At 70.4% G+C, this 23,198-nt stretch carries 21 protein-coding genes; 16 read left to right on the forward strand and 5 right to left on the reverse strand.

Annotated features, from left to right (window positions below; all coding sequences use genetic code 11):
* Positions 1 to 12 precede the first annotated feature (12 nt).
* Complete coding sequence (locus tag ACFWPQ_RS10865; protein ID WP_384032098.1) at positions 13 to 672, reverse strand: potassium channel family protein; 660 nt, start codon at positions 670 to 672, stop codon at positions 13 to 15.
* A 79-nt stretch (positions 673 to 751) separates the two neighbouring features.
* Here ACFWPQ_RS10865 and ACFWPQ_RS10870 point away from each other — a divergent pair, with 79 nt between their 5' ends.
* Positions 752 to 1,303, forward strand: a complete 552-nt coding sequence (locus ACFWPQ_RS10870; protein ID WP_361291160.1) for an HIT domain-containing protein — start codon at positions 752 to 754, stop codon at positions 1,301 to 1,303.
* A 114-nt stretch (positions 1,304 to 1,417) separates the two neighbouring features.
* Here ACFWPQ_RS10870 and ACFWPQ_RS10875 read toward each other — a convergent pair whose 3' ends face one another.
* Both ACFWPQ_RS10875 and ACFWPQ_RS10880 read right to left on the reverse strand, forming a co-directional pair.
* Entirely contained in the window at positions 1,418 to 3,061 is a 1,644-nt protein-coding gene (locus ACFWPQ_RS10875) for a hypothetical protein (RefSeq protein WP_384032100.1), read from the reverse strand.
* Positions 3,062 to 3,276: 215 nt separating this feature from the next.
* On the reverse strand, positions 3,277 to 5,475 hold the full coding sequence (locus tag ACFWPQ_RS10880) for an elongation factor G-like protein EF-G2 (protein ID WP_384032102.1): 2,199 nt from the start codon (positions 5,473 to 5,475) through the stop codon (positions 3,277 to 3,279).
* A 280-nt stretch (positions 5,476 to 5,755) separates the two neighbouring features.
* Here ACFWPQ_RS10880 and pgsA point away from each other — a divergent pair, with 280 nt between their 5' ends.
* The 14 genes from pgsA to ACFWPQ_RS10950 all read left to right on the forward strand — a co-directional run bounded on the left by pgsA (position 5,756) and on the right by ACFWPQ_RS10950 (position 18,522).
* Positions 5,756 to 6,433 (forward strand): phosphatidylinositol phosphate synthase, encoded by a 678-nt coding sequence (gene pgsA / locus ACFWPQ_RS10885; RefSeq protein ID WP_361291151.1) that lies wholly within the window; start codon positions 5,756 to 5,758, stop codon positions 6,431 to 6,433.
* Positions 6,430 to 7,338, forward strand: a complete 909-nt coding sequence (locus ACFWPQ_RS10890) for a phosphatidylinositol mannoside acyltransferase (protein WP_384032104.1) — start codon at positions 6,430 to 6,432, stop codon at positions 7,336 to 7,338. The genes pgsA and ACFWPQ_RS10890 overlap by 4 nt, the downstream gene beginning before the upstream one ends.
* A complete protein-coding gene (locus ACFWPQ_RS10895) occupies positions 7,335 to 8,495 on the forward strand; it encodes a glycosyltransferase family 4 protein (protein WP_384032106.1) in 1,161 nt (386 codons plus the stop codon). Before ACFWPQ_RS10890 ends, ACFWPQ_RS10895 begins: the two co-directional genes overlap by 4 nt.
* Positions 8,496 to 8,634: 139 nt before the next feature.
* A complete protein-coding gene (locus ACFWPQ_RS10900; protein WP_384032108.1) occupies positions 8,635 to 9,186 on the forward strand; it encodes a hypothetical protein in 552 nt (183 codons plus the stop codon).
* 104 nt (positions 9,187 to 9,290) lie between these two features.
* A complete protein-coding gene (gene pdxS, locus ACFWPQ_RS10905) occupies positions 9,291 to 10,196 on the forward strand; it encodes a pyridoxal 5'-phosphate synthase lyase subunit PdxS (RefSeq protein ID WP_361291139.1) in 906 nt (301 codons plus the stop codon).
* 20 nt (positions 10,197 to 10,216) lie between these two features.
* The gene (gene pdxT / locus ACFWPQ_RS10910; protein WP_384032110.1) at positions 10,217 to 10,822 is read left to right on the forward strand and encodes a pyridoxal 5'-phosphate synthase glutaminase subunit PdxT; all 606 of its coding nucleotides are present in this window, start codon (positions 10,217 to 10,219) and stop codon (positions 10,820 to 10,822) included.
* 51 nt (positions 10,823 to 10,873) lie between these two features.
* Positions 10,874 to 11,626, forward strand: coding sequence for a YebC/PmpR family DNA-binding transcriptional regulator (locus ACFWPQ_RS10915; RefSeq protein WP_384032111.1), 753 nt, complete (start codon positions 10,874 to 10,876; stop codon positions 11,624 to 11,626).
* Positions 11,627 to 11,752: 126 nt separating this feature from the next.
* Positions 11,753 to 12,292 carry a crossover junction endodeoxyribonuclease RuvC gene (gene ruvC, locus ACFWPQ_RS10920; protein WP_384032113.1) on the forward strand — a complete coding sequence of 180 codons (540 nt, stop codon included), beginning with the start codon at positions 11,753 to 11,755 and terminating at the stop codon, positions 12,290 to 12,292.
* On the forward strand, positions 12,289 to 12,894 hold the full coding sequence (gene ruvA / locus ACFWPQ_RS10925) for a Holliday junction branch migration protein RuvA (RefSeq protein WP_361291127.1): 606 nt from the start codon (positions 12,289 to 12,291) through the stop codon (positions 12,892 to 12,894). Before ruvC ends, ruvA begins: the two co-directional genes overlap by 4 nt.
* A gap of 27 nt (positions 12,895 to 12,921) precedes the next feature.
* Positions 12,922 to 13,995: a Holliday junction branch migration DNA helicase RuvB gene (gene ruvB / locus ACFWPQ_RS10930; RefSeq protein ID WP_384032115.1), complete on the forward strand. Its 1,074-nt coding sequence runs from the start codon at positions 12,922 to 12,924 to the stop codon at positions 13,993 to 13,995.
* Between the two features lie 391 nt (positions 13,996 to 14,386).
* Positions 14,387 to 14,923, forward strand: coding sequence for a preprotein translocase subunit YajC (gene yajC, locus ACFWPQ_RS10935; RefSeq protein ID WP_384032117.1), 537 nt, complete (start codon positions 14,387 to 14,389; stop codon positions 14,921 to 14,923).
* Positions 14,924 to 15,064: 141 nt separating this feature from the next.
* Positions 15,065 to 16,873, forward strand: coding sequence for a protein translocase subunit SecD (secD, locus tag ACFWPQ_RS10940; protein ID WP_384032119.1), 1,809 nt, complete (start codon positions 15,065 to 15,067; stop codon positions 16,871 to 16,873).
* Between the two features lie 3 nt (positions 16,874 to 16,876).
* The gene (gene secF / locus ACFWPQ_RS10945; RefSeq protein ID WP_384032121.1) at positions 16,877 to 17,986 is read left to right on the forward strand and encodes a protein translocase subunit SecF; all 1,110 of its coding nucleotides are present in this window, start codon (positions 16,877 to 16,879) and stop codon (positions 17,984 to 17,986) included.
* Positions 17,983 to 18,522: an adenine phosphoribosyltransferase gene (locus ACFWPQ_RS10950; protein ID WP_384032122.1), complete on the forward strand. Its 540-nt coding sequence runs from the start codon at positions 17,983 to 17,985 to the stop codon at positions 18,520 to 18,522. The genes secF and ACFWPQ_RS10950 overlap by 4 nt, the downstream gene beginning before the upstream one ends.
* A gap of 98 nt (positions 18,523 to 18,620) precedes the next feature.
* Here ACFWPQ_RS10950 and ACFWPQ_RS10955 read toward each other — a convergent pair whose 3' ends face one another.
* The gene (locus ACFWPQ_RS10955) at positions 18,621 to 18,848 is read right to left on the reverse strand and encodes a hypothetical protein (RefSeq protein ID WP_217550581.1); all 228 of its coding nucleotides are present in this window, start codon (positions 18,846 to 18,848) and stop codon (positions 18,621 to 18,623) included.
* Positions 18,849 to 19,262: 414 nt separating this feature from the next.
* Between ACFWPQ_RS10955 and ACFWPQ_RS10960 the strand changes: the two genes are divergently transcribed.
* Positions 19,263 to 21,791, forward strand: a complete 2,529-nt coding sequence (locus ACFWPQ_RS10960; RefSeq protein WP_384032124.1) for a RelA/SpoT family protein — start codon at positions 19,263 to 19,265, stop codon at positions 21,789 to 21,791.
* A gap of 88 nt (positions 21,792 to 21,879) precedes the next feature.
* On the opposite strand, the gene ACFWPQ_RS10965 is transcribed toward ACFWPQ_RS10960, so the two are convergent.
* On the reverse strand, positions 21,880 to 23,109 hold the full coding sequence (locus ACFWPQ_RS10965; protein ID WP_384032126.1) for a DUF349 domain-containing protein: 1,230 nt from the start codon (positions 23,107 to 23,109) through the stop codon (positions 21,880 to 21,882).
* Positions 23,110 to 23,198: the final 89 nt, after the last annotated feature.

Raw genomic sequence — 23,198 nt, forward strand, 5'->3', positions numbered from 1 at the left:
GGCCCCCGGAGATCAGTTCTCCGGGGGCCTTCTCTCGTCCTCGTTCAGTGAGAACCGCTGCAGCATCCAGGACGAGAACGACCCCGTGACCGTGCCCAGCAGTGCCAGACCGCAGGCCATCAGCCCCACGGCGATGAACCGCCCCAGGGTGGTCACCGGGACGTAGTCGCCGTAACCGACCGTGGAGAGGGTCGAGCAGGTCCACCAGAGGGAGTCGCCGAAGGTGCGGATGTCGGCGTTCGGGGCCGAGCGTTCGACCTGGTAGACGGCGAGGGCGCCGGAGAAGCCCAGCAGCGAGATCGACAGCGCCGAGTAGGCCGCCACGCGCGCGTGCAGCGGGAGCCGGGGTTCCCCGTGCCGGCGCTGGATCGACTCGTACGTCCGCACCACCCGCACCGGCCGCAGCAGTGGCAGCACCAGGACGACCGTGTCCAGCCAGTGCCGCCGTACGAACCGCGGTCCCTCGCCGCTGAGCCGCCAGCGCACCGCGTAGTCGACGGCGAACATCGCCCAGGCCGTGTACATCAGCGACAGGAAGAAGACGTGCGCGGCCTTCGGCAGCCGGGGCTCCAGCACGTGCACCGCGTACGAGCCGAGGAAGACCAGCGAGGCGATGCCCAGCGCCAGGTCGGTCTTCCGGTCCCAGCGGTTCAGCCGGCTGTCGTCGTCCATCCGCCCAGCTTCGCCGCCGGGCCGTTTCCCCGGGCCCCGGCGACACGCCGCGAACGGGCGAAGCCATATGCTGCCTAGCATGACGAGTGAGCCGGAGCAGCAGATCGGAGTGGGGACGCAGGACGCGTTCCAGCGCCTGTGGACGCCCCACCGGATGGCCTACATCCAGGGTGAGAACAAGCCGACCGGTCCGGGGGCCGACGACGGCTGTCCCTTCTGCTCGATCCCGGCCAAGTCCGACGAGGACGGGCTGATCGTCCGGCGCGGCGAGCACGTCTACGCGGTGCTCAACCTCTACCCGTACAACGGCGGCCACCTGATGACGGTCCCGTACCGCCATGTCGCCGACTACACGGACCTGACCGGCCCGGAGACGGTCGAGCTGGCCGAGCTGACCAAGCAGGCGATGACCGCGCTGCGCACGGCGTCCGGCGCGCACGGCTTCAACATCGGCATGAACCAGGGCTCGGTGGCGGGCGCCGGCATCGCGGCCCACCTGCACCAGCACATCGTCCCGCGCTGGGGCGGCGACACGAACTTCATGCCGGTGGTCGGCCACACCCGGGTGCTCCCGCAGCTGCTGGCGGACACGCGCAAGATGCTGGCCGAGGCCTGGCCGACGGCACATTGAGCAGCCCGTCCGGAGCTTGAGGACGAGGCCGTCCAGGCCGAAGCGGGGGTCTGCGGGCGGCAGCCCCCGGGGGCCGGTGCCCGCACCCGCTGCTTCGGCCGAACCGCCGGAGGCTCACGCGTCGTAGGTGTCGGCCTTCTTCGGTGACGCCTCCTGGACCGACCCGCTCAGCGCTCCCGCCCGCGCGTTGAACTTGTCCATGTTGACGTCGTGCTCCTTGAGCACGGTGAACGCGGCCCGGTGCACCGCCCGGAGCACCGGTGTCGCCGCGCGCAGCGCGTCGTCGGCCATGAAGCGGTGCTTCCAGGGCTGGTCGGCCCACGCGTGCCGGAGGCCGAACGGCTCGGGCAGGCCTATGGAACCGCCGAGCCACTTCAGCAGCGGCGGATACCAGCTGATCAGCGCCCGCGCGGACAGCCGGACCACCTCGTCCGGGGTGACCAGGGGCAGCTTGATGGTCCGGGTCTCCCAGAACCGGACGGTCTTGGCGACCGTCTTGGTGGGCGCCTCGGGCTTGCCGCTGAAGAAGCCGTTGACCGGGCCGAGGGCGTGTCCGGTGACCTCGATCCGCAGGGTCTCCTTCAGCACGGTCACGGTGGTCATCATCGTGATGATCAGGCCGCCGTCCCACAGGTACGGCCACTGGACGCCCAGGTAGTGCCGTTCGCCCTTGTCGAAGTGGTTGCTGTTGCAGATCCGCTCGACGTCGGCGGGCCCCACCTTGTAGTCGGTCCCCTCGGGCCTGGACACCGCCTTGGCGCCCTCTCCGACATGGGTGACGATCCAGTGCTTGACCTGCGGTTCCGGGAAGCCGCCGGTCTTCAGGTGCTGCCGGTGCAGCACGCTCAGCTCCTTCTCGATCTCCCGGACGACCGTCCACGCACGGAACTCGTGGACGCCCTTGACCGGATCGAGCGGGACCAGCTCCTCCGCGAGGTGCCAGGAGCCCCAGCGGGTGCCCATGCCGAGTATGCCCTTGGGGCCGGCGTAGAAGACCGAGTTGGACTGCTGCTCGGCGCTGAGCCGGGCCAGGGACTGGCGCAGCTGCTCGGCCGCGGCCTGGTCGGGGCTGGTCGGCACCGCCTCGGGGACCTTCGCGCCCACGCTGCCGCCGGACAGCAGGCCGTCCCAGGCCTCGCGCAGGTCCTTCGCGGTGCGCTCGCAGAGCCGCTTGGCCAGGTACCAGCCGGCGACGGGGAGCACGATGCAGCCGCGCGCGTACCAGCCCCAGAAGCCGGTGAGCGGCATCCGGATCAGGAAGACCACCGCGACGACGCCGACGGCGGCCAGCAGTGCGCTGCCGAGCCCGGAGACCCGCTTGTTGTCGGTCTTCAGCATGGTCGCCCGGAGCTGGAAGACCAGCAGCCAGAGCAGCAGTCCCGGCAGGAACAGCACGCCGCACAGGAACATGAGGGCGGTCAGCCGCTGGTCGCGTTCCTTGCGGATGCGGTTGGCCGCGAGGCAGTGCTCGACGACCATCTGCGGTTCGCTGCCGAAGGACTGGATGAGCGGCTTGCGGCCGACGCCCAGCATGCGGTCGATGACCGCCTGGGAGTACGCCTCACCGAAGTTGGGCCGGAATATCTTCGCCCACTTGCGGCCCTCGTTGACCGTGGACTGGTGCCACTCGTTGTCGGCCTTCTTGATCTCCTCCATAGGCGTGTCCCGGTAGGCCGCCGAGGCCAGGGCGTAGGTCGGTGCCTGCGCCTCGCCGCCCGGCCTGGGCACCTGTGGCCCGAAGAAGTCCTCGAAGCTCATTCCCGCCCCCACTTGCCGCCGTCCCGCTTCTGCGGCCTTCCCGACTTCCGTACTCCGCACACCTGTTGATCAAGTACTCAGAGTATCCCCAGCCACCGACAGACCGTCGGCGGACGGCCGAAGCCGCCCGCCGAACGATCCCGTCGCCGACCGTCGCCGACCGTTGTCGGCCGTTGTCGTCCTCCGTTGTCCCCCGTTGTCCAGTGCGAGACCAACTAGGAGGCCTCTTTGGCCTGTTCGCGAATCTTCTCGGCGATCTGCGGCGGCATCGGCTCGTGCCGCGCGTAGGAACGGCTGAACCGCGCCGTGCCGTGCGAGAGGGAACGCAGGTCGACCGCGTACCGGCCGATCTCGAACTCCGGCACCTCGGCCTTGATCAGGGTGCGCCCGCCGCTGGTCTGCTCGGTGCCGAGCACCCGGCCGCGCCGCCCGGACAGGTCGCTCATCACCGCGCCCACGTAGTCGTCGCCGACCAGCACGGACACCTCGGCCACCGGTTCCAGGAGATGGATCTTCGCGTCCGCCGCGGCCTCCCGCAGGGCCAGCGCGCCCGCCGTCTGGAAGGCGGCGTCGGAGGAGTCCACCGAGTGCGCCTTGCCGTCGAGCAGGGTGACCCGCACGTCCACCAGCTGGTAGCCGGCGGCGACCCCCTTGACGGCCTGGGCCCTGATGCCCTTCTCGACGGACGGGATGAACTGCCGGGGCACCGCGCCGCCGACCACCTTGTCGACGAACTCGATGCCGGAGCCGCCCGGCAGGGGTTCCACCTCGATCTCGCAGATCGCGAACTGCCCGTGCCCGCCGGACTGTTTGACGTGCCGGCCGCGCCCGGCGGACCGGCCGGCGAACGTCTCCCGGAGGGACACCCGGTGCGGTACGACGTCGACCTGGACGCCGTAGCGGCTGCGCAGCCGTTCCAGGGCGACGTCCGCGTGCGCCTCGCCGAGGCACCACAGCACCACCTGGTGGGTGTCCTGGTTCTGTTCGAGGCGCATGGTCGGGTCCTCGGCGACCAGGCGGGACAGGCCCTGCGAGAGCTTGTCCTCGTCCGCCTTGCTGTGCGCCTCGATGGCGAGCGGCAGCAGCGGGTCGGGCATCTCCCACGGCTCCATGAGCAGCGGGTCGTCCTTGCCGGAGAGGGTGTCCCCGGTCTCCGCGCGGCCGAGTTTCGCCACACACGCGAGGTCACCGGCGATGACGTGCGTGACCGGCCGCTGCTGTTTGCCGAACGGTGTGGACAGGGCGCCGACCTTCTCGTCGACGTCGTGGTCCTCGTGGCCGCGGTCGGCGAGGCCGTGCCCGGAGACGTGCACCGTCTCGTCGGGGCGCAGGGTGCCGGAGAAGACCCGGACCAGCGAGACCCGGCCGACGTACGGGTCGGAGGCGGTCTTCACGACCTCCGCGACCAGCGGCCCGCCGGTGTCGCACGGCTTGATCTCGCGCGGCCTGCCGTCGATGGTGGTGACGCCCGGCGTGGGGTGCTCGAACGGCGTCGGGAAGCCGCCGGTGACCAGTTCCAGGAGCTCGACCGTGCCGAGGCCCTGGCGGGCGCCGTCGGCGGCCGGGGCGGCGGCCAGGACGGGGAAGAACGCCCCGCGTGCCACGGCCCGCTCCAGGTCCTCGATCAGTGTCTTGAGGTCGATCTGCTCGCCGCCCAGATAGCGGTCCATGAGCGTCTCGTCCTCGCTCTCCGAGATGATCCCCTCGATGAGCCGGTTGCGGGCCTCCTCGATGTCCGGCAGCTGGTCGGGACCCGGCTCGGACTCCTTGCGCTCGCCGGTGGAGTAGTCGAACAGCTTCTGCGTGAGCAGCCCGACCAGACCGGTCACGGGCGCGTGCCCGTCCGGGCCCTGCGGGCCGTACAGGGGCGTGTAGAGCGGGAGCACGGCGTCGGGGTCGTCGGCGCCGAACGCCTCGGCGCACACCCGGGTCATCTCCGCGAAGTCCGCGCGGGCGGCCTCCAGGTGCGTGACGACGATCGCCCGGGGCATCCCGACGGCCGCGCACTCCTCCCACACCATCCGGGTCGAGCCGTCCACCCCGTCCGAGGCCGAGACGACGAAGAGGGCCGCGTCCGCCGCGCGCAGACCGGCCCTCAGCTCTCCGACGAAGTCGGCGTATCCCGGGGTGTCCAGGATGTTGATCTTGAATCCGTTCCATTCGACCGGTACCAGCGACAGCTGTACGGAGCGCTGCTGCCGGTGCTCGATGTCGTCGTAGTCCGAGACGGTTCCGCCGTCCTCCACCCGGCCCGCCCGGTTCACCGCTCCCGCGGTCAGCGCGAGAGCCTCCACCAATGTGGTCTTGCCCGATCCGGAGTGGCCGACCAGCACCACATTCCGTACGGACGCGGGGTGGTCGGCCGCCATTGCCCTGCCGGCGGCTCCGGGGTGTTCCTTGACCTTGTCGCCCATGGTTTTGCCTCCCGTGCACGGTGAGGTCTCTGTGGGCGCGGGCGAGCATGGCGGGCCGCGTGCGGTGGCGGCTCCGATGACGCCCGCGGTTATTCGAGCTTTCCACTCCCGTCACGGTGCGTCCATACGAACGACGTGATCGTGCCCGCGGGACCCTTCCGGCCCGGCGGCCGGTCCCGACTGAGAGTGCCCACCCGTCGCACACACGCGCGCGTGGCTACGATGGGCCAGCCGGGGTGGCCAGCAGGGGCCGCACGGCGCAACGACCGTCAGGAAGGCCATGCTGAACAAGTACGCGCGTGCATTCTTCACGCGTGTCCTCACACCGTTCGCCGCGTTTCTCATCCGCCGGGGCGTGAGCCCGGACACGGTCACGCTCCTCGGCACGGCCGGAGTGGTCGCGGGCGCGCTGGTCTTCTTCCCCCGGGGCGAGTTCTTCTGGGGCACGATCGTGATCACGCTGTTCGTGTTCTCGGACCTGGTGGACGGCAACATGGCCCGCCAGCTGGGCCGCACCAGCCGCTGGGGGGCGTTCCTGGACTCCACCCTGGACCGGGTCGCCGACGGCGCGATCTTCGGCGGTTTCGCCCTCTGGTACGCGGGCAACGGGAACAACAACGTCCTGTGCGCCGTCTCCATCTTCTGCCTGGCCAGCGGCCAGGTGGTGTCGTACACAAAGGCGCGCGGCGAGTCGATCGGGCTGCCGGTGGCCGTCAACGGTCTCGTGGAGCGCGCCGAGCGTCTGGTGATCTCACTGGTGGCGGCCGGTCTGGCCGGTTTCCACAAGTTCGGCGTCCCGGGCATCCAGATCCTGCTCCCGATCGCCCTGTGGATCGTCGCCGTGGGCAGCCTGGTCACCCTCGTCCAGCGGGTCGTCACGGTCCGCCGCGAGTCCGCCGAGGCGGAGGCCGCGGCCGAGCGGGAGAAGGCCTCCCACGGGAGCGAGGCCGGGCAGTGAGCGCCGCCGACCGGCTCACCGACGGTCTGTACGGTCTCGGCTGGAGCACCGTCAAGAAGCTCCCCGAGCCGGTCGCCGTGCGCCTCGGCAACTCCGTCGCGGACCTCGCCTGGCGGCAGCGCGGCAAGGGCGTCCAGCGGCTCGAGTCCAACTACGCGCGCGTACGGCCCGACGCGAGCCCGGAGCGGCTGCGCGAGCTGTCGCGCGCGGGGATGCGGTCGTATCTGCGCTACTGGATGGAGTCCTTCCGGCTTCCGTCCTGGAGCGAGGACCGGATCCGCACCGGCTTCGTCCCCAAGGACGTCCACCACCTCACGGACGGCCTCGCCTCCGGCCGGGGCGTGATCCTCGCGCTGCCGCACCTGGCCAACTGGGACCTGGCCGGCGCCTGGGTCACCACCGAGCTGAAGACCCCGTTCACCACCGTCGCCGAGCGGCTCAAGCCCGAGACGCTCTACGACCGCTTCGTCGCCTACCGCGAGGGCCTCGGCATGGAGGTCCTGCCGCACAGCGGCGGCACCGCCTTCGGCACCCTGGCCCGCAGGCTGCGCGACGGCGGCCTGGTCTGCCTGGTCGCCGACCGTGACCTGTCCGCCTCCGGTATCGAGGTGGGCTTCTTCGGCGACACCGCGCGGATGCCCGCCGGACCGGCCCTGCTGGCCCAGCAGACCGGCGCGATCCTGCTGCCCGTGACGCTCTGGTACGACGACACCCCCGTCATGAAGGGCCGCGTCCACGCCCCGATCGAGGTACCCGAGTCAGGTGACAAGGCCGCGAAGACGTCTGTCATGACACAGGCGCTGGCCGACGCCTTCGCCACCGGGATCGCCGACCATCCGGAGGACTGGCACATGCTGCAGCGCTTGTGGCTCGCCGACCTGGACCCCGCGAAGGGACCGTCGTGAGGATCGGCATCGTCTGCCCCTACTCCTGGGACGTCCCGGGTGGCGTCCAGTTCCACATCCGCGACCTCGCCGAGTACTTCATCCGCCTCGGCCACGACGTCTCCGTCCTCGCCCCGGCCGACGACGACACCCCGCTCCCGCCCTACGTCGTCTCGGCCGGCCGCGCGGTCCCGGTGCCGTACAACGGCTCGGTGGCCCGTCTCAACTTCGGCTTCCTGTCCGCCGCGCGGGTGCGCCGCTGGCTGCACGACGGCGCGTTCGACGTGGTCCACATCCACGAGCCGACCTCCCCGTCCCTTGGTCTGCTGGCCTGCTGGGCGGCCCAGGGCCCGATGGTCGCGACCTTCCACACCTCCAACCCGCGCTCCCGCGCGATGATCGCCGCGTACTCGATCCTCCAGGCCGCCCTGGAGAAGATCAGCGCCCGGATCGCGGTCAGCGAGTACGCCCGCCGCACGCTCGTCGAGCACCTCGGCGGGGACGCCGTCGTGATCCCCAACGGCGTGGACGTCGACTTCTTCGCCAAGGCCGAGCCGCGCCCCGAGTGGCAGGGCGACACGATCGGCTTCATCGGCCGCATCGACGAGCCCCGCAAGGGCCTCCCGGTCCTGATGAAGGCCCTGCCCAAGATCCTCGCGGCCCGCCCGCAGACCCGGCTCCTGGTGGCCGGCCGGGGCGACGAGGAGGCCGCGGTCGAGTCCCTCCCCGCCGAGCTGCGCTCCCGGGTGGAGTTCCTCGGCATGATCAGCGACGAGGACAAGGCCCGCTTCCTGCGCAGCCTCGACCTGTACATCGCGCCCAACACGGGCGGCGAGAGCTTCGGGATAATCCTGGTGGAGGCCCTGTCCGCCGGCGCTCCCGTCCTCGCCTCCGACCTCGACGCCTTCGCCCAGGTCCTGGACCAGGGGGCGGCGGGCGAGCTCTTCGCCAACGAGGACGCGGACGCGCTGGCGGAGGCGGCGGTGCGGCTCCTTAAGGACCCGGAGCGCCGGGCCGGGCTGCGCGAGCGCGGCAGCGTGCACGTGCGGCGCTTCGACTGGTCCACCGTGGGCGCGGACATCCTGTCCGTCTACGAGACGGTGACGGCGGGCGCGGCGGCGGTGGCGGCGGACGAGCGGTCGGGGTTGCGGGCGCGGTTCGGGCTGGCGCGGGACTAGACGCTTCGCTGGGAGGGCCGCGACATCTGAGGTGCCGGGACAGGTCGTCTGTAGGCTGCGGCGCCGTCGTGGCCGGTCGCGCAGTTCCCCGCGCCCCTGACGGGGCGCTGTGGCGGGCGCTTCCTATAGCGTTCCGCCCGTGACTGCAACGCTCGTCTGGACGCTCTGGATCCTGGCCGCCCTCCTGGTGGTCGGCCTGTACCTCAGCTGGACCGCAGGCCGTCTCGACCGGCTGCACTCGCGGATCGACGCCGCGCGGGCCGCTCTCGACGCCCAGTTGCTGCGGCGCGCCTCGGTGGCCCAGGAGCTGGCGACCTCGGGGGTGCTGGATCCCGCCTCCTCGATCGTGCTGTACGAGGCCGCGCACGCCGCCCGGCAGGCCGAGGAGGAGCAGCGGGAGGTCGCCGAGAGCGAGCTGAGCCAGGCCCTGCGGGCCGTGTTCGAGCACCCGCAGCAGGTCGAGGAGGTGCGGGAGGCCCCCGGCGGGGAGGCAGCCGCCGGCGAGCTGGCCGAGGCCGTACGCCGGGTCCCGATGGCCCGCCGGTTCCACAACGACGCCGTCGGCGCGGCCCGCAGGCTGCGTGAACACCGCAAGGTCCGCTGGTTCCGGCTGGCCGGACACGCCCCCTTCCCGCTGGCCTTCGAGATGGACGACGAACCGCCCGCCGCCCTGGTCGAGCGCACGGCCTGACCGGAAAACGATCCACTGCCTTCCCATTGGCCCTTGCTGTGGCCTGGTCCACTCGCGTTTCCTCGGTGTTTGCAGAAACCCTCTTTCAGCGAGTGAGGTCACCCGTGTCCACCAGTGAGAACCAGACCCCCGAGACCGGCACCGCCCGTGTGAAGCGCGGCATGGCCGAGCAGCTCAAGGGCGGCGTGATCATGGACGTCGTCACGCCGGAGCAGGCGAAGATCGCCGAGGACGCGGGCGCCGTCGCCGTCATGGCCCTGGAGCGGGTCCCGGCCGACATCCGCAAGGACGGCGGGGTGGCCCGGATGTCCGACCCGGACATGATCGAGGGCATCATCGAGGCCGTGTCGATCCCGGTGATGGCCAAGTCCCGGATCGGCCACTTCGTCGAGGCCCAGGTCCTGCAGTCGCTCGGCGTCGACTACATCGACGAGTCCGAGGTCCTCACCCCGGCCGACGAGGTCAACCACTCCGACAAGTGGGCCTTCACCACCCCCTTCGTCTGCGGTGCCACCAACCTCGGTGAGGCCCTGCGCCGGATCGCCGAGGGCGCGGCCATGATCCGCTCCAAGGGCGAGGCCGGCACCGGCAACGTCGTCGAGGCGGTCCGTCACCTGCGCCAGATCAAGAACGAGATCGCCCGGCTGCGCGGCTACGACAACAACGAGCTGTACGCCGCCGCCAAGGAGCTGCGCGCCCCGTACGAGCTGGTCAAGGAGGTCGCCGAGCTCGGCAAGCTCCCCGTCGTGCTGTTCTCCGCCGGTGGCGTCGCCACCCCGGCCGACGCGGCCCTGATGCGCCAGCTCGGCGCCGAGGGCGTCTTCGTCGGCTCCGGCATCTTCAAGTCCGGCGACCCGGCCAAGCGCGCCGCCGCCATCGTCAAGGCGACCACCTTCTACGACGACCCGAAGATCATCGCGGACGCGTCCCGCAACCTCGGCGAGGCCATGGTCGGCATCAACTGCGACACCCTCCCCGAGGCCGAGCGCTACGCCAACCGCGGCTGGTAAGGCCAAAGGGTTCCGCACACATGATCGACGCACCTGTCATAGGCGTCCTGGCCCTCCAGGGCGACGTACGGGAGCACCTCATCGCCCTGGCCGCGGCCGACGCCGTGGCCAGGCCGGTCAGGCGCCCCGAGGAACTCGCCGAGGTGGACGGCCTCGTCATCCCCGGCGGCGAGTCCACCACCATCTCCAAGCTGGCCGTCCTGTTCGGCGTGATGGAGCCGCTCCGCGCGCGCGTGCGGGCCGGAATGCCCGTCTACGGCACCTGCGCGGGCATGATCATGCTCGCCGACAAGATCCTCGACCCGCGCTCGGGCCAGGAGACCATCGGCGGCATCGACATGATCGTCCGGCGCAACGCCTTCGGGCGGCAGAACGAGTCGTTCGAGGCGGCGGTCGACGTACGCGGGATCGACGGCGATCCTGTAGAGGGCGTCTTCATCCGCGCCCCCTGGGTCGAGTCCGTCGGCGCCGGGGCCGAGGTGCTCGCCGAGCACGAAGGCCACATCGTCGCGGTCCGCCAGGGCAACGCGCTCGCCACGTCGTTCCACCCGGAACTGACCGGCGACCACCGCGTGCACTCCCTGTTCGTCGACATGGTGCACGCCAACCGGGCGACGGAGTCCTAGTAGGATCTCTGGCGTTCGTTGTTGGATGGGTTACGCGAAGGAGACAGGCAGATGTCCGGCCACTCTAAATGGGCTACGACGAAGCACAAGAAGGCCGTGATCGACGCCAAGCGCGGCAAGCTCTTCGCGAAGCTGATCAAGAACATCGAGGTCGCGGCCCGTATGGGCGGCGTCGACATCGAGGGCAACCCGACTCTCTACGACGCCATCCAGAAGGCGAAGAAGCAGTCGGTCCCGAACAAGAACATCGACTCCGCGGTCAAGCGCGGCGGCGGTCTCGAGGCCGGCGGCGCCGACTACGAGACGATCATGTACGAGGGCTACGGCCCGAACGGCGTCGCGGTGCTCATCGAGTGCCTCACCGACAACCGCAACCGCGCCGCCTCCGACGTGCGCGTCGCCATGACCCGCAACGGCGGCTCCATGGCCGACCCGGGCTCGGTGTCGTACCTCTTCAACCGCAAGGGTGTCGTGATCGTCCCCAAGGGCGAGCTGTCCGAGGACGACGTGCTCGGCGCGGTCCTGGACGCGGGTGCCGAGGAGGTCAACGACCTCGGTGAGTCCTTCGAGGTGCTCAGCGAGGCCACCGACCTGGTGGCGGTCCGCAGCGCCCTCCAGGACTCCGGGATCGACTACGACTCCGCCGAGGCCAACTTCGTCCCGACCATGCAGGTCGAACTGGACGAGGACGGTGCCAAGAAGATCTTCAAGCTGATCGACGCCCTCGAGGACAGCGACGACGTGCAGAACGTCTTCGCCAACTTCGACGTCAGCGACGAGGTCATGGAGAAGGTCGACGCGTAGCGCTGCCGCGGGCTGAGCCGACCGAGCGGGCCGACGGGACACACCCGTCGGCCCGTCGTCATGTCGGCCGTTGTCGGTGGCACCCGCTAGCCTGCACAAACAGGTGGCCGAAGGGAGGGGGGCGCGGTGCGTGTACTGGGGGTGGACCCCGGGCTGACCCGGTGCGGTGTCGGTGTCGTCGAGGGCGTCGCCGGGCGGCCGCTCACCATGGTCGCCGTGGGGGTCGTACGGACGCCGGCGGACGCCGAGCTCGGTCATCGCCTGGTCGCCATCGAGCAGGGCATCGAGCAGTGGCTGGACGAACACCGGCCCGAATTCGTCGCCGTGGAGCGGGTGTTCAGCCAGCACAACGTACGGACCGTGATGGGCACCGCCCAGGCCAGCGCCGTCGCCATGCTGTGCGCCGCCCGCCGGGGCATCCCCGTCGCCCTGCACACCCCCAGCGAGGTCAAGGCGGCCGTCACCGGCTCCGGACGCGCCGACAAGGCCCAGGTCGGCGCCATGGTCACCCGGCTCCTCAGGCTCAGCGCCCCGCCCAAGCCCGCCGACGCCGCCGACGCCCTCGCGCTCGCCATCTGCCACATCTGGCGCGCCCCCGCGCAGAACCGACTCCAGCAGGCCGTCGCCCTGCACGCAGCCAACGCAACGAAAGGCCGTACGGCATGATCGCCTTCGTCAGCGGCCCGGTCGCCGCCCTCGCCCCGGACTCCGCGGTCGTCGAGGTGGGCGGGATCGGCATCGCCGTCCAGTGCAGCCCGAACACCCTGTCCGGGCTGCGCATGGGCCAGCAGACCAAACTCGCCACCTCACTGGTCGTACGCGAGGACTCGCTCACCCTGTACGGCTTCGTGGACGACGACGAACGCCAGGTCTTCGAGCTGTTGCAGACGGCGAGCGGCGTCGGCCCGCGGCTCGCCCAGGCGATGCTCGCCGTGCACAGCCCGGACGCGCTGCGCCGCGCGGTCGCCACGAGTGACGAGAAGGCGCTGATCGCCGTCCCCGGCATCGGCAAGAAGGGCGCGCAGAAGCTGCTCATCGAACTGAAGGACCGGCTCGGCGAACCCGTCGGCGCCCCCGCGATCGGCGCCCCGGTCACCCAGGGCTGGCGCGATCAGCTGCACGCCGCCCTGATCGGCCTGGGGTACGCGACCCGGGAGGCCGACGAGGCCGTCACCGCCGTCGCCCCGCAGGCCGAGGCCGCCGGGGGCCCGCCCCAGGTCGGCCAGCTGCTCAAGGCGGCCCTGCAGACCCTCAACCGCGCCCGCTGACCCCACCACCGCTGAGGCACATCACTTATGAACTGGGACGACCCGACCGACACCGGCGCCGACGCGGAGCGGCTGGTGGGCGCCGTCGCCGACCGCGAGGACCAGGCCGTCGAGGCCGCCCTGCGCCCCAAGGACCTGGGCGAGTTCATCGGCCAGGAGAAGGTCCGTGAGCAGCTCGACCTGGTGCTGCGCGCCGCACGCGCGCGTGGCGCCACCGCCGACCACGTGCTGCTCTCCGGCGCCCCGGGCCTGGGCAAGACCACCCTCTCCATGATCATCGCGGCCGAGATGGGCGCCCCGATCCGCATCACCTCGGGCCCCGCCATCCAGCACGCAGGCGACCTGGCCGCGATCCTCTCCTCCCTCCAGGAGGGCGAGGTGCTCTTCCTCGACGAGATCCACCGGATGTCGCGGCCCGCCGAGGAGATGCTGTACATGGCCATGGAGGACTTCCGGGTCGACGTGATCGTCGGCAAGGGGCCGGGCGCCACCGCCATCCCGCTCGAACTGCCGCCGTTCACCCTGGTCGGCGCCACCACGCGCGCGGGCCTGCTGCCGCCCCCGCTGCGCGACCGCTTCGGTTTCACCGCGCACATGGAGTTCTACGAACCGCGCGAGCTGGAGCGGGTCGTGCACCGCTCGGCGAACCTGCTGGACGTCGAGATCGAGCCGGCCGGCGCCGCCGAGATCGCCGGCCGCTCGCGCGGCACACCCCGCATCGCCAACCGGCTGCTGCGCCGGGTCCGCGACTACGCCCAGGTCAAGGCGGACGGGCTGATCACACGCGAGATCGCGCATGCGGCGCTCGCCGTGTACGAGGTGGACGAGCGCGGCCTGGACCGGCTGGACCGCGCGGTCCTGGAGGCCCTGCTCAAGCTGTTCGGCGGCGGCCCGGTCGGCCTGTCGACACTGGCGGTGGCGGTGGGGGAGGAGCGTGAGACGGTCGAGGAGGTCGCCGAGCCCTTCCTTGTCCGCGAGGGCCTGCTGGCCCGCACCCCGCGCGGCCGCGTCGCCACCCCCGCCGCCTGGGCCCACCTGGGCCTGACCGCCCCGCGCGGTACGGCGGGCGGAACCGGCCAGCAGGACCTGTTCGGCACCTGACGCGGGCGCGGTGACGGTTCGCAGATGGACGGGCCGTGCTCCGGGCGCCGGGGCGGCATGTCCGCCCGGCCCCGACCCCGCGCAGGTCCGGCGCCCGGGCCGTTACCGACGGGAACGTGCAGCGCACGCCGTATCCTGGGAGCGGCCCCGGAGGGCCCCGGTCCCGGCCGGGACACCCCGTCGCCCGTCGACCAGGCCTCGGCCGCAGACGTGATCTCTTCGTGACGGCGGGGCATTGGCGGGCCCAGGAACCCAGGTGCCATGCTGAGCGTTGTTCCATGCGCGCGGACTCGCTTAGACTCCGCCGATGCCGCCTTTGCGGGCGGCGCCGACCACACCCCCATCATCCAGGCCGCTCACCGCCGCGGCTGCGCGAAGGAAATTCCGTCCCGTGAATAGCTTGCCTCTTCTCGTGTTCATCGTCCTCATCGCGGCCATGTTCCTGATGACGCGTTCCACCCGGAAGCGCCAGCAGCAGGCCACGCAGATGCGGAACGAGATCCAGCCCGGCAACGGGGTCCGCACCATCGGGGGCATGTACGCGACGGTCAAGGAAGTGAACGAGGACACGGTCCTCCTCGACGCCGGCCCGGGCGTCGACCTTCTCTTCGCGAAGAACGCGATCGGCGCCATCCTCACGGACGACGAGTACAACCGCATCGTGCACGGCGTCGAGCACGACCTGAAGTCCGACGCCGACGTCGTCCCGGACGACGCCTCCTCCCTCACCGAGACCGACGGCGAGTCCGCCGACGCTGCCGCCGCCTCCGACGACAAGGCCGTCGACCTCGGGAAGAAGGACGCCGCCGAGGACAAGACGGAGGACGCGGAGGACAAGTCCGACGGGCCGGCCGAGGAGGCCGCGATCGCCGAGGCGAAGGCTGACGAAGAGCCGAAGAAGACCGACGGCGACTCCGACGCGAAGTAGCCGTGACCCGGGGAGCGGTGCGCGCGTCCCACGCGCACCCCGCACCCCGGGCGCGTCTGTTTCCCGGACGGGATCCCGACACCATGTCATGGCCGACCGCACCGACCAGGCGCGCGGCGGCCCGAGAGGGAGTACGAGAAGGTGGCAGCACCTAAGAGGGGCCGGAGCGCGAGCGCCCAGAGCAAGCCAGGGCGCTCGCTGGCCCTCATCCTGATCGCCATCGTGGCGCTCACCGGAGGAATGTTCGCCTCCGGAAACACCACTCCGCGTCTCGGTATCGACCTGGCCGGTGGTACGAGCATCACGCTTCAGGCGGAGAACGAGCCGGGCCAGCCCAACGCGATCAACAAGACCAACATGGACACCGCGGTCGCGATCATGAACCGTCGTGTCAACGGTCTGGGCGTATCCGAGACGGAGGTCCAGACCCAGGGCTCAAAGAACATCATCGTCAACATCCCCAAGGGCACCAACTCCGCAGAGGCCCGCAAGCAGGTCGGCACCACCGCGAAGCTGTACTTCCGCCCGGTCCTGGCCCAGGAAGCCAGCGTCGGCGCCACGGCCAGCGCCTCCCCGAGCGCGTCCGCCAGCGGCAGCTCCAGCGCCTCCCCGAGCACCTCCCCGTCGAGCAGCGCGTCGTCGTCCCAGAAGGCGACCGGGTCGTCCTCCGCCTCGCCGTCGTCCTCGGCCACCTCCCAGGGCCGCGCGGTCACCGACGCCCTGAAGGCCGGCTCCACGGCTTCGTCCTCGGCGTCCGCCTCCTCGTCGGCGAGCCCCTCCGCCACCTCCTCGGCCGACGCGAGCGCCTCCGCCAGCGCCTCCGCCGCGGCCTCGAAGCTGGAGGCCGAGTACACCGCGCTGGACTGCTCCAAGACCACCCAGCGCGCCACGGCCGGCAAGTCCGCCAAGCCGAGCGACACCACCGTGGCCTGCGGCAAGATCGACGATGTCTGGTACAAGTACGTCCTCGGCCCGGCCCGCGTCGACGGCACCGACGTCAAGAAGGCCCAGGCCGTCTTCGACACGCAGGGCGCCTCCGGCTGGCAGGTCCAGATGACCTTCACCGGCAGCGGATCCAAGAAGTTCGCGGACGTCACCGGCGAGCTCGCCAAGAACGCCTCCCAGCCGACGAACGAGTTCGGCATCGTCCTCGACGGCGAGGTCGTCTCCAGCCCGACCGTGAGCCAGTCCATCACCGGCGGCTCCGCGGAGATCTCCGGCAGCTTCACCCAGACCGAGGCCCAGAGCCTGGCGAACGTGCTGTCGTACGGCGCCCTCCCGCTCTCCTTCCGCACGGAGAGCGTCACCACCGTCACTGCCGCCCTCGGCGGCCAGCAGCTGCACGCCGGTCTGCTCGCCGGTGCCATCGGGCTCGCGCTGGTCATCATCTACCTGGTGGCCTTCTACCGCGGCCTTTCGATCGTCGCGATCCCCTCGCTGCTGGTGTCCGCGGTCCTCACCTACACGATCATGTCGCTGCTCGGCCCCGCGATCCACTTCGCGCTGAACCTGCCGGCCGTCTGCGGTGCGATCGTCGCGATCGGCATCACGGCGGACTCGTTCATCGTGTTCTTCGAACGCATCCGGGACGAGATCCGCGAGGGCCGCACGCTGCGCCCCGCCGTCGAGCGGGCCTGGCCGCGTGCCCGGCGCACCATCCTGGTCTCCGACTTCGTGTCGTTCCTGGCCGCCGCCGTCCTGTTCATCGTGACCGTCGGCAAGGTCCAGGGCTTCGCGTTCACCCTCGGTCTGACCACCGTGCTCGACGTGGTCGTCGTCTTCTTCTTCACCAAGCCGCTGATGACGCTCCTCGCCCGGCGTAAGTTCTTCGCGAGCGGCCACAAGTGGTCCGGGCTCGACCCGAAGGGCCTGGGCGCCAAGGCCCCGCTGCGTCGCACCCGCCGTCCCGCCGGCCCCGTCGCCGGCCCTGTCGACCCGAAGGAAGCGTGAGCGATGTCGAAACTCGGCAACCTCGGCGCCCGACTCCACCGCGGCGAGATCAGCTACGACTTCGTCGGCAAGCGCAAGATCTGGTACGGCGTCTCCATCCTGATCACCATCACGGCCATCGTCGGCCTGGCGGTGCGCGGCCTGAACATGGGCATCGACTTCCAGGGCGGCGCCGTCTTCACCACCTCGAAGACCAGTGTCTCGGTGTCCCAGGCGGAGACCTTCGCGAAGGAGGCCTCCGGCCACGATGCGGTCGTGCAGAAGCTCGGCACGGGCGGTCTGCGCATCCAGATCGCCGGCATGGACACCGCGAAGTCGGACGCGACCAAGGCCAAGCTGGCCACGGAGATGAAGGTGGACCCCGAGTCCATCAACTCCGACCTGGTCGGCCCGAGCTGGGGTGACGAGATCGCCAACAAGGCCTGGGAGGGCCTCGGCATCTTCATGGTCCTCGTGGTGATCTACCTGGCGATCGCCTTCGAGTGGCGGATGGCGCTCGCGGCCCTGGTCGCGCTGATCCACGACATCACCATCACGACCGGTATCTACGCCCTGGTCGGCTTCGAGGTCACGCCCGGCACGGTCATCGGTCTGCTGACGATCCTCGGTTACTCGCTCTACGACACGGTCGTCGTCTTCGACAGCCTCAAGGAGCAGACGAAGGACATCACCAAGCAGACCCGCTTCACCTACAGCGACATCGCCAACCACTCGATCAACGGCACCCTGGTCCGTTCGATCAACACCACGGTCGTCGCACTGCTGCCGGTCGCGGGCCTGCTGTTCATCGGCGGCGGCTTCCTCGGCGCGGGTACGCTCAACGACATCTCGCTGTCGCTGTTCGTCGGTCTCGCCGCCGGTGCCTACTCCTCGATCTTCATCGCCACGCCTCTCGTCGCCGACCTCAAGGAGGCCGAGCCGCAGATGAAGGCCCTGAAGAAGCGCGTCCTCGCCAAGCGCGCCCAGGCCGCCGCCGAGGAGGAGATGGCCGAGGTCCGGGTCGGTGGTTCCGAGGACCCCGAGGACGCCGCTCCGGCCGTCGTCGGCCCGCGCAACCAGCCCGCGTCCCGTAACCGGGGCGGCCGCGGCCGGCCCTCGGGGAAGCGCCGATGACCGACATCAAGGAGTTGCTGCTCAGCCGCATCCGGGACGTCGAGGACTACCCGGAGCAGGGCGTGATGTTCAAGGACATCACGCCGCTGCTCGCGGACCCTGCCGCGTTCACCGCGGTCACCGACGCACTCGCCGGGATCGCCGCCGAGACCGGCGCCACCAAGGTCGTCGGCCTGGAGGCGCGGGGCTTCATCCTGGGCGCCCCGGTCGCCGTGCGGGCCGGGCTCGGCTTCATCCCCGTGCGCAAGGCGGGCAAGCTCCCCGGAGCCACCCTCCGGCAGGCCTACGAGCTGGAGTACGGCTCCGCCGAGATCGAGGTGCACGCCGAGGACCTGTCCGCGGGCGACCGCGTCATGGTCGTCGACGACGTGCTCGCCACCGGCGGCACCGCCGAGGCCTCGATCCGGCTGATCCACCGCGCCGGCGCCGAGGTCGCGGGCGTCGCGGTCCTGATGGAGCTGGGCTTCCTGGGCGGACGGGCCCGTCTGGAATCCGCCCTCAAGGGCGCCCCCTTGGAGGCCGTGCTCACCATCTGAGCGGAGATGGAGACGACGTAGCCCCGGGTGCGATTCAATGCGCACCCGGGGCCGCTTCATTTTTCCGTGCTATTCACGGAATCCGGCTGATTTCGAAATCAGCAGTCCTCGATGTCGTTGGTTATGATGGTGCCGGGCTCCTTGAGGTGTCCCTTCTCGTCGCCCGCAGCGGTGATGCGGTGCAGGTTGTTCTCCGCACCGTCCTTCCACCACACGCACAGGTGCTGCGTCGTGCTGCACGTGTTGTGGTAGTAGATGGTGGTCGTGGTGGTGCCGTCCGCCCAAGACCAGTTGAAGCACCCCGAGCTACCTCGGTGCGTCGACATGGGGGCCGCGGTCGCAGCCTGCGCGGGAAGCGCGAAAGCCGCGCTCATACCCACGGCCAGAGCCGCAGCAGCCACTGTCTTTCCGAACATTCTCATGCTCATCCCGTTTCTTTTTCTTTGAAAGCGGAATAGGTCAATTTCTTCCGCTTCCGGGTCGAAGTGGATCTTATGTAGCGGCTGATGTTCGAGTCAACAGAATTAATGGTCTCGATTTTCCCGATCTGTCCAATTGGTGAGTTTTTGGAAGAGGGTTTCCGGGTTCTGTTGCCGGGATAGGGAATCCGGTGGCAGCCGCCCGTGTTACCCCGGTGGACCGCTCTCACTTCGGCCTGAAGGCGATCCCGGAGCCCGGGATCGCTACCATGGGTCATCCGGAGCCTGACCGGGGACCCGGATCGCGCACGAGGAGCCCTCTTGCCAGACGAGGCCCAGCCACTTACCGCCGCCAAGCCCGAGCCCGCCTCGGCCCCCGCGGCCAAGCCCGCGCCGAACGTGTCGCAGACGAAGAACGACACCCGTGGGCCGGTCGAGCACGCCCAGTCCGCGCCGGCCGAGAAGTCGGCGGAGTCCTCGCGCCCCAAACCGGCCCCTCCCGAGCGTCCGGTGGCCCGCCCCAACACCGGCCAGCCCGCACGCTCCGGCTCCTCCAACCGCGTCCGCGCCCGCCTGGCCCGCCTCGGCGTGCAGCGCGCGAACCCGTACAACCCGGTGCTGGAGCCGCTGCTGCGCATAGTCCGCAGCAACGACCCCAAGATCGAGAACGCCACCCTGCGCCAGATCGAGCGCGCCTACCAGGTCGCCGAGCGCTGGCACCGCGGCCAGAAGCGCAAGAGCGGCGACCCGTACATCACCCACCCGCTCGCGGTGACCACCATCCTCGCCGAGCTGGGCATGGACCCGGCCACCCTGATGGCGGGCCTGCTGCACGACACCGTCGAGGACACCGAGTACGGCCTGGAGGACCTGCGCCGCGACTTCGGCGACGTCGTCGCCCTGCTCGTCGACGGCGTCACCAAGCTCGACAAGGTCAAGTTCGGCGAGGCCGCGCAGGCCGAGACCGTGCGCAAGATGGTCGTCGCCATGGCCAAGGACCCGCGCGTCCTGGTCATCAAGCTCGCCGACCGCCTGCACAACATGCGCACCATGCGCTACCTCAAGCGCGAGAAGCAGGAGAAGAAGGCGCGCGAGACCCTGGAGATCTACGCGCCGCTCGCCCATCGCCTGGGCATGAACACCATCAAGTGGGAGCTGGAGGACCTCGCGTTCGCGATCCTCTACCCCAAGATGTACGACGAGATCGTCCGGCTGGTCGCCGAGCGCGCCCCGAAGCGCGACGAGTACCTCGCCATAGTGACCGACGAGGTCCAGGCCGACCTGCGGGCCGCCCGCATCAAGGCGACCGTCACCGGCCGGCCGAAGCACTACTACAGCGTCTACCAGAAGATGATCGTCCGCGGCCGCGACTTCGCGGAGATCTACGACCTGGTGGGCATCCGCGTCCTGGTGGACACCGTCCGCGACTGCTACGCGGCCCTGGGCACCGTCCACGCGCGCTGGAACCCGGTTCCGGGGCGCTTCAAGGACTACATCGCGATGCCCAAGTTCAACATGTACCAGTCGCTGCACACGACGGTCATCGGCCCCAACGGCAAGCCGGTCGAACTCCAGATCCGCACGTTCGACATGCACCGCCGCGCCGAGTACGGCATCGCCGCGCACTGGAAGTACAAGCAGGAGGCCGTCGCCGGCGCCTCCAAGGTCCGCACCGACGTGCCGAAGTCGTCCGGCAAGGGCAAGGACGACCACCTCAACGACATGGCCTGGCTACGGCAGTTGCTGGACTGGCAGAAGGAGACCGAGGACCCCAGCGAGTTCCTGGAGTCCCTGCGCTTCGACCTGTCCCGCAACGAGGTCTTCGTCTTCACGCCCAAGGGCGACGTCATAGCGCTCCCGGCCGGGGCGACCCCGGTCGACTTCGCGTACGCGGTCCACACCGAGGTCGGCCACCGGACCATAGGGGCCAGAGTCAACGGCCGCCTCGTCCCGCTCGAATCGACGCTGGACAACGGCGACCTGGTCGAGGTCTTCACCTCCAAGGCGCCCGGCGCCGGCCCCTCCCGCGACTGGCTCGGCTTCGTCAAGTCCCCGCGTGCCCGCAACAAGATCCGCGGCTGGTTCTCCAAGGAGCGCCGGGACGAGGCGATCGAGCAGGGCAAGGACGCCATCGTCCGCGCGATGCGCAAGCAGAACCTGCCGATCCAGCGCATCCTCACCGGCGACTCGCTGGTCACGCTGGCGCACGAGATGCGCTACCCGGACATCTCCTCGCTGTACGCGGCGATCGGCGAGGGCCATGTGGCCGCGCAGAACGTCGTGCAGAAGCTGGTGCAGGCGCTCGGCGGCGAGGAGGCGGCCACCGAGGAGATCGACGAGGCGGTCCCGCCGTCCCGCACCCGCGGCCGCAAGCGGCGCAGCAACCAGGACCCCGGCGTGGTCGTGAAGGGCGTCGACGACGTCTGGGTCAAGCTGGCCCGCTGCTGCACGCCCGTGCCCGGCGACCCGATCATCGGCTTCGTCACGCGCGGTAGCGGTGTATCGGTTCACCGCAGCGACTGCGTCAACGTCGAGTCACTGTCCCGGGAGCCCGAGCGCATCCTCGACGTCGAGTGGGCGCCCACCCAGTCCTCGGTCTTCCTGGTCGCCATCCAGGTCGAGGCCCTGGACCGGTCCCGGCTCCTGTCGGACGTCACCCGCGTCCTGTCCGACCAGCACGTCAACATCCTCTCCGCGGCCGTCCAGACCTCCCGCGACCGGGTGGCCACCTCCCGCTTCACCTTCGAGATGGGCGACCCCAAGCACCTGGGCCACGTCCTGAAGGCCGTACGGGGCGTGGAGGGCGTGTACGACGTCTACCGCGTGACCTCGGCGCGCAACCGCTCGTAGCGGCAGCCGGACACCGGACATACGACGAGAGGGGCCCCGTACGCCGTGTAGGGGGCCCCTCTCGATGTCGCGGAAACCGTCGGGAAACTCAGCCGCCGAACTCCTGCAGGCCCTTCAGAGCCTGGTCCAGGAGCGCCTGGCGGCCCTCCAGCTCACGCTCCAGCTTGTCCGCCTTCGACGCGTTGCCCTGGGCGCGGGCCTGCTCGATCTGCGCCCGCAGCTTGTCCACGGCGGCCTGCAGCTGGCCGGTCAGACCCGCGGCACGCGCGCGTGCCTCCGGGTTGGTCCGGCGCCACTCGGCCTCCTCGGCCTCCTGGATGGCGCGGTCGACCGTGTGCATCCGGCCCTCGACCTTCGGACGCGCGTCGCGCGGCACGTGACCGATGGCCTCCCACCGCTCGTTGATCGAGCGGAAGGCGGACCGCGCGGACTTCAGGTCGCCGATCGGCAGGAGCTTCTCGGCCTCGGCGGCCAGCTCCTCCTTCAGCTTCAGGTTCTCCGTCTGCTCCGCGTCCCGCTCGGCGAAGGCGGACCCGCGCGCCGCGAAGAACACGTCCTGGGCGCCGCGGAAGCGGTTCCACAGGTCGTCCTCGTGCTCGCGCTGGGCACGGCCGGCCGCCTTCCACTCCGACATCAGCTCGCGGTAGCGGGCGGCCGTCGGACCCCAGTCCGTCGAGTCCGACAGCGACTCGGCCTCGGCGACCAGCTTCTCCTTGGCCTTGCGGGCGTCCTCGCGCTGCGCGTCGAGCTGCGCGAAGTGGGCCTTGCGCCGCTTGGAGAAGGCCGACCGGGCGTGCGAGAAGCGGTGCCACAGCTCGTCGTCCGACTTGCGGTCCAGACGCGGCAGGCCCTTCCAGGTGTCCACCAGGGACCGCAGCCGCTCACCCGCCGCCCGCCACTGGTCGGACTGCGCCAGCTGCTCCGCCTCGACGACCAGGTCCTCCTTGGCCTGCCGGGCCTCGTCGGACTGCTTGGCACGCTGTGCCCGACGCTCCTCGCGACGCGAGTCGACGGTCTTCACCAGATCGCCGAGCCGGGTCCGCAGCGCCTCCAGATCACCGACCGCGTGGTGCGCCTCCACCTGCTCGCGCAGGTGGTCGATGGCGGCCTGGGCGTCCTTCGCGGACAGGTCGGTGGTCTGTACTCGCTTTTCGAGGAGGCCGATCTCGACAACCAGGCCCTCGTACTTGCGCTCGAAGTAGGCCAGCGCCTCCTCGGGGGAGCCGGCCTGCCAGGAACCGACGACCTGCTCGCCGTCGGCCGTACGCACGTACACGGTCCCCGTCTCGTCGACGCGGCCCCACGGGTCGCTGCTCACAGCGCCTCCTCCACATGATGCCCGCGAGGGGCCTCAGCGCCCCCGGGCATCGTCCACAGTTTCGTCACGGCCAACATAGGCGACCGGCG

Origin of the sequence: Streptomyces sp. NPDC058464 (assembly GCF_042721035.1) — a bacterium.
In the GTDB taxonomy this organism is placed as follows: Bacteria; Actinomycetota; Actinomycetes; order Streptomycetales; family Streptomycetaceae; genus Streptomyces.

Excerpts from the sequence above, each read along its gene's own strand:
- ACFWPQ_RS10865 (WP_384032098.1), bottom strand. The coding sequence starts at position 672 with ATGGACGACGACAGCCGGCTGAACCGCTGGGACCGGAAGACCGACCTG.
- ACFWPQ_RS10870 (WP_361291160.1), top strand. The coding sequence starts at position 752 with ATGACGAGTGAGCCGGAGCAGCAGATCGGAGTGGGGACGCAGGACGCG.
- ACFWPQ_RS10875 (WP_384032100.1), bottom strand. The coding sequence starts at position 3,061 with ATGAGCTTCGAGGACTTCTTCGGGCCACAGGTGCCCAGGCCGGGCGGC.
- ACFWPQ_RS10880 (WP_384032102.1), bottom strand. The coding sequence starts at position 5,475 with ATGGGCGACAAGGTCAAGGAACACCCCGGAGCCGCCGGCAGGGCAATG.
- pgsA (WP_361291151.1), top strand. The coding sequence starts at position 5,756 with ATGCTGAACAAGTACGCGCGTGCATTCTTCACGCGTGTCCTCACACCG.
- pdxT (WP_384032110.1), top strand. The coding sequence starts at position 10,217 with ATGATCGACGCACCTGTCATAGGCGTCCTGGCCCTCCAGGGCGACGTA.
- ACFWPQ_RS10915 (WP_384032111.1), top strand. The coding sequence starts at position 10,874 with ATGTCCGGCCACTCTAAATGGGCTACGACGAAGCACAAGAAGGCCGTG.
- ruvA (WP_361291127.1), top strand. The coding sequence starts at position 12,289 with ATGATCGCCTTCGTCAGCGGCCCGGTCGCCGCCCTCGCCCCGGACTCC.
- ruvB (WP_384032115.1), top strand. The coding sequence starts at position 12,922 with ATGAACTGGGACGACCCGACCGACACCGGCGCCGACGCGGAGCGGCTG.
- secF (WP_384032121.1), top strand. The coding sequence starts at position 16,877 with ATGTCGAAACTCGGCAACCTCGGCGCCCGACTCCACCGCGGCGAGATC.
- ACFWPQ_RS10950 (WP_384032122.1), top strand. The coding sequence starts at position 17,983 with ATGACCGACATCAAGGAGTTGCTGCTCAGCCGCATCCGGGACGTCGAG.
- ACFWPQ_RS10955 (WP_217550581.1), bottom strand. The coding sequence starts at position 18,848 with ATGTCGACGCACCGAGGTAGCTCGGGGTGCTTCAACTGGTCTTGGGCG.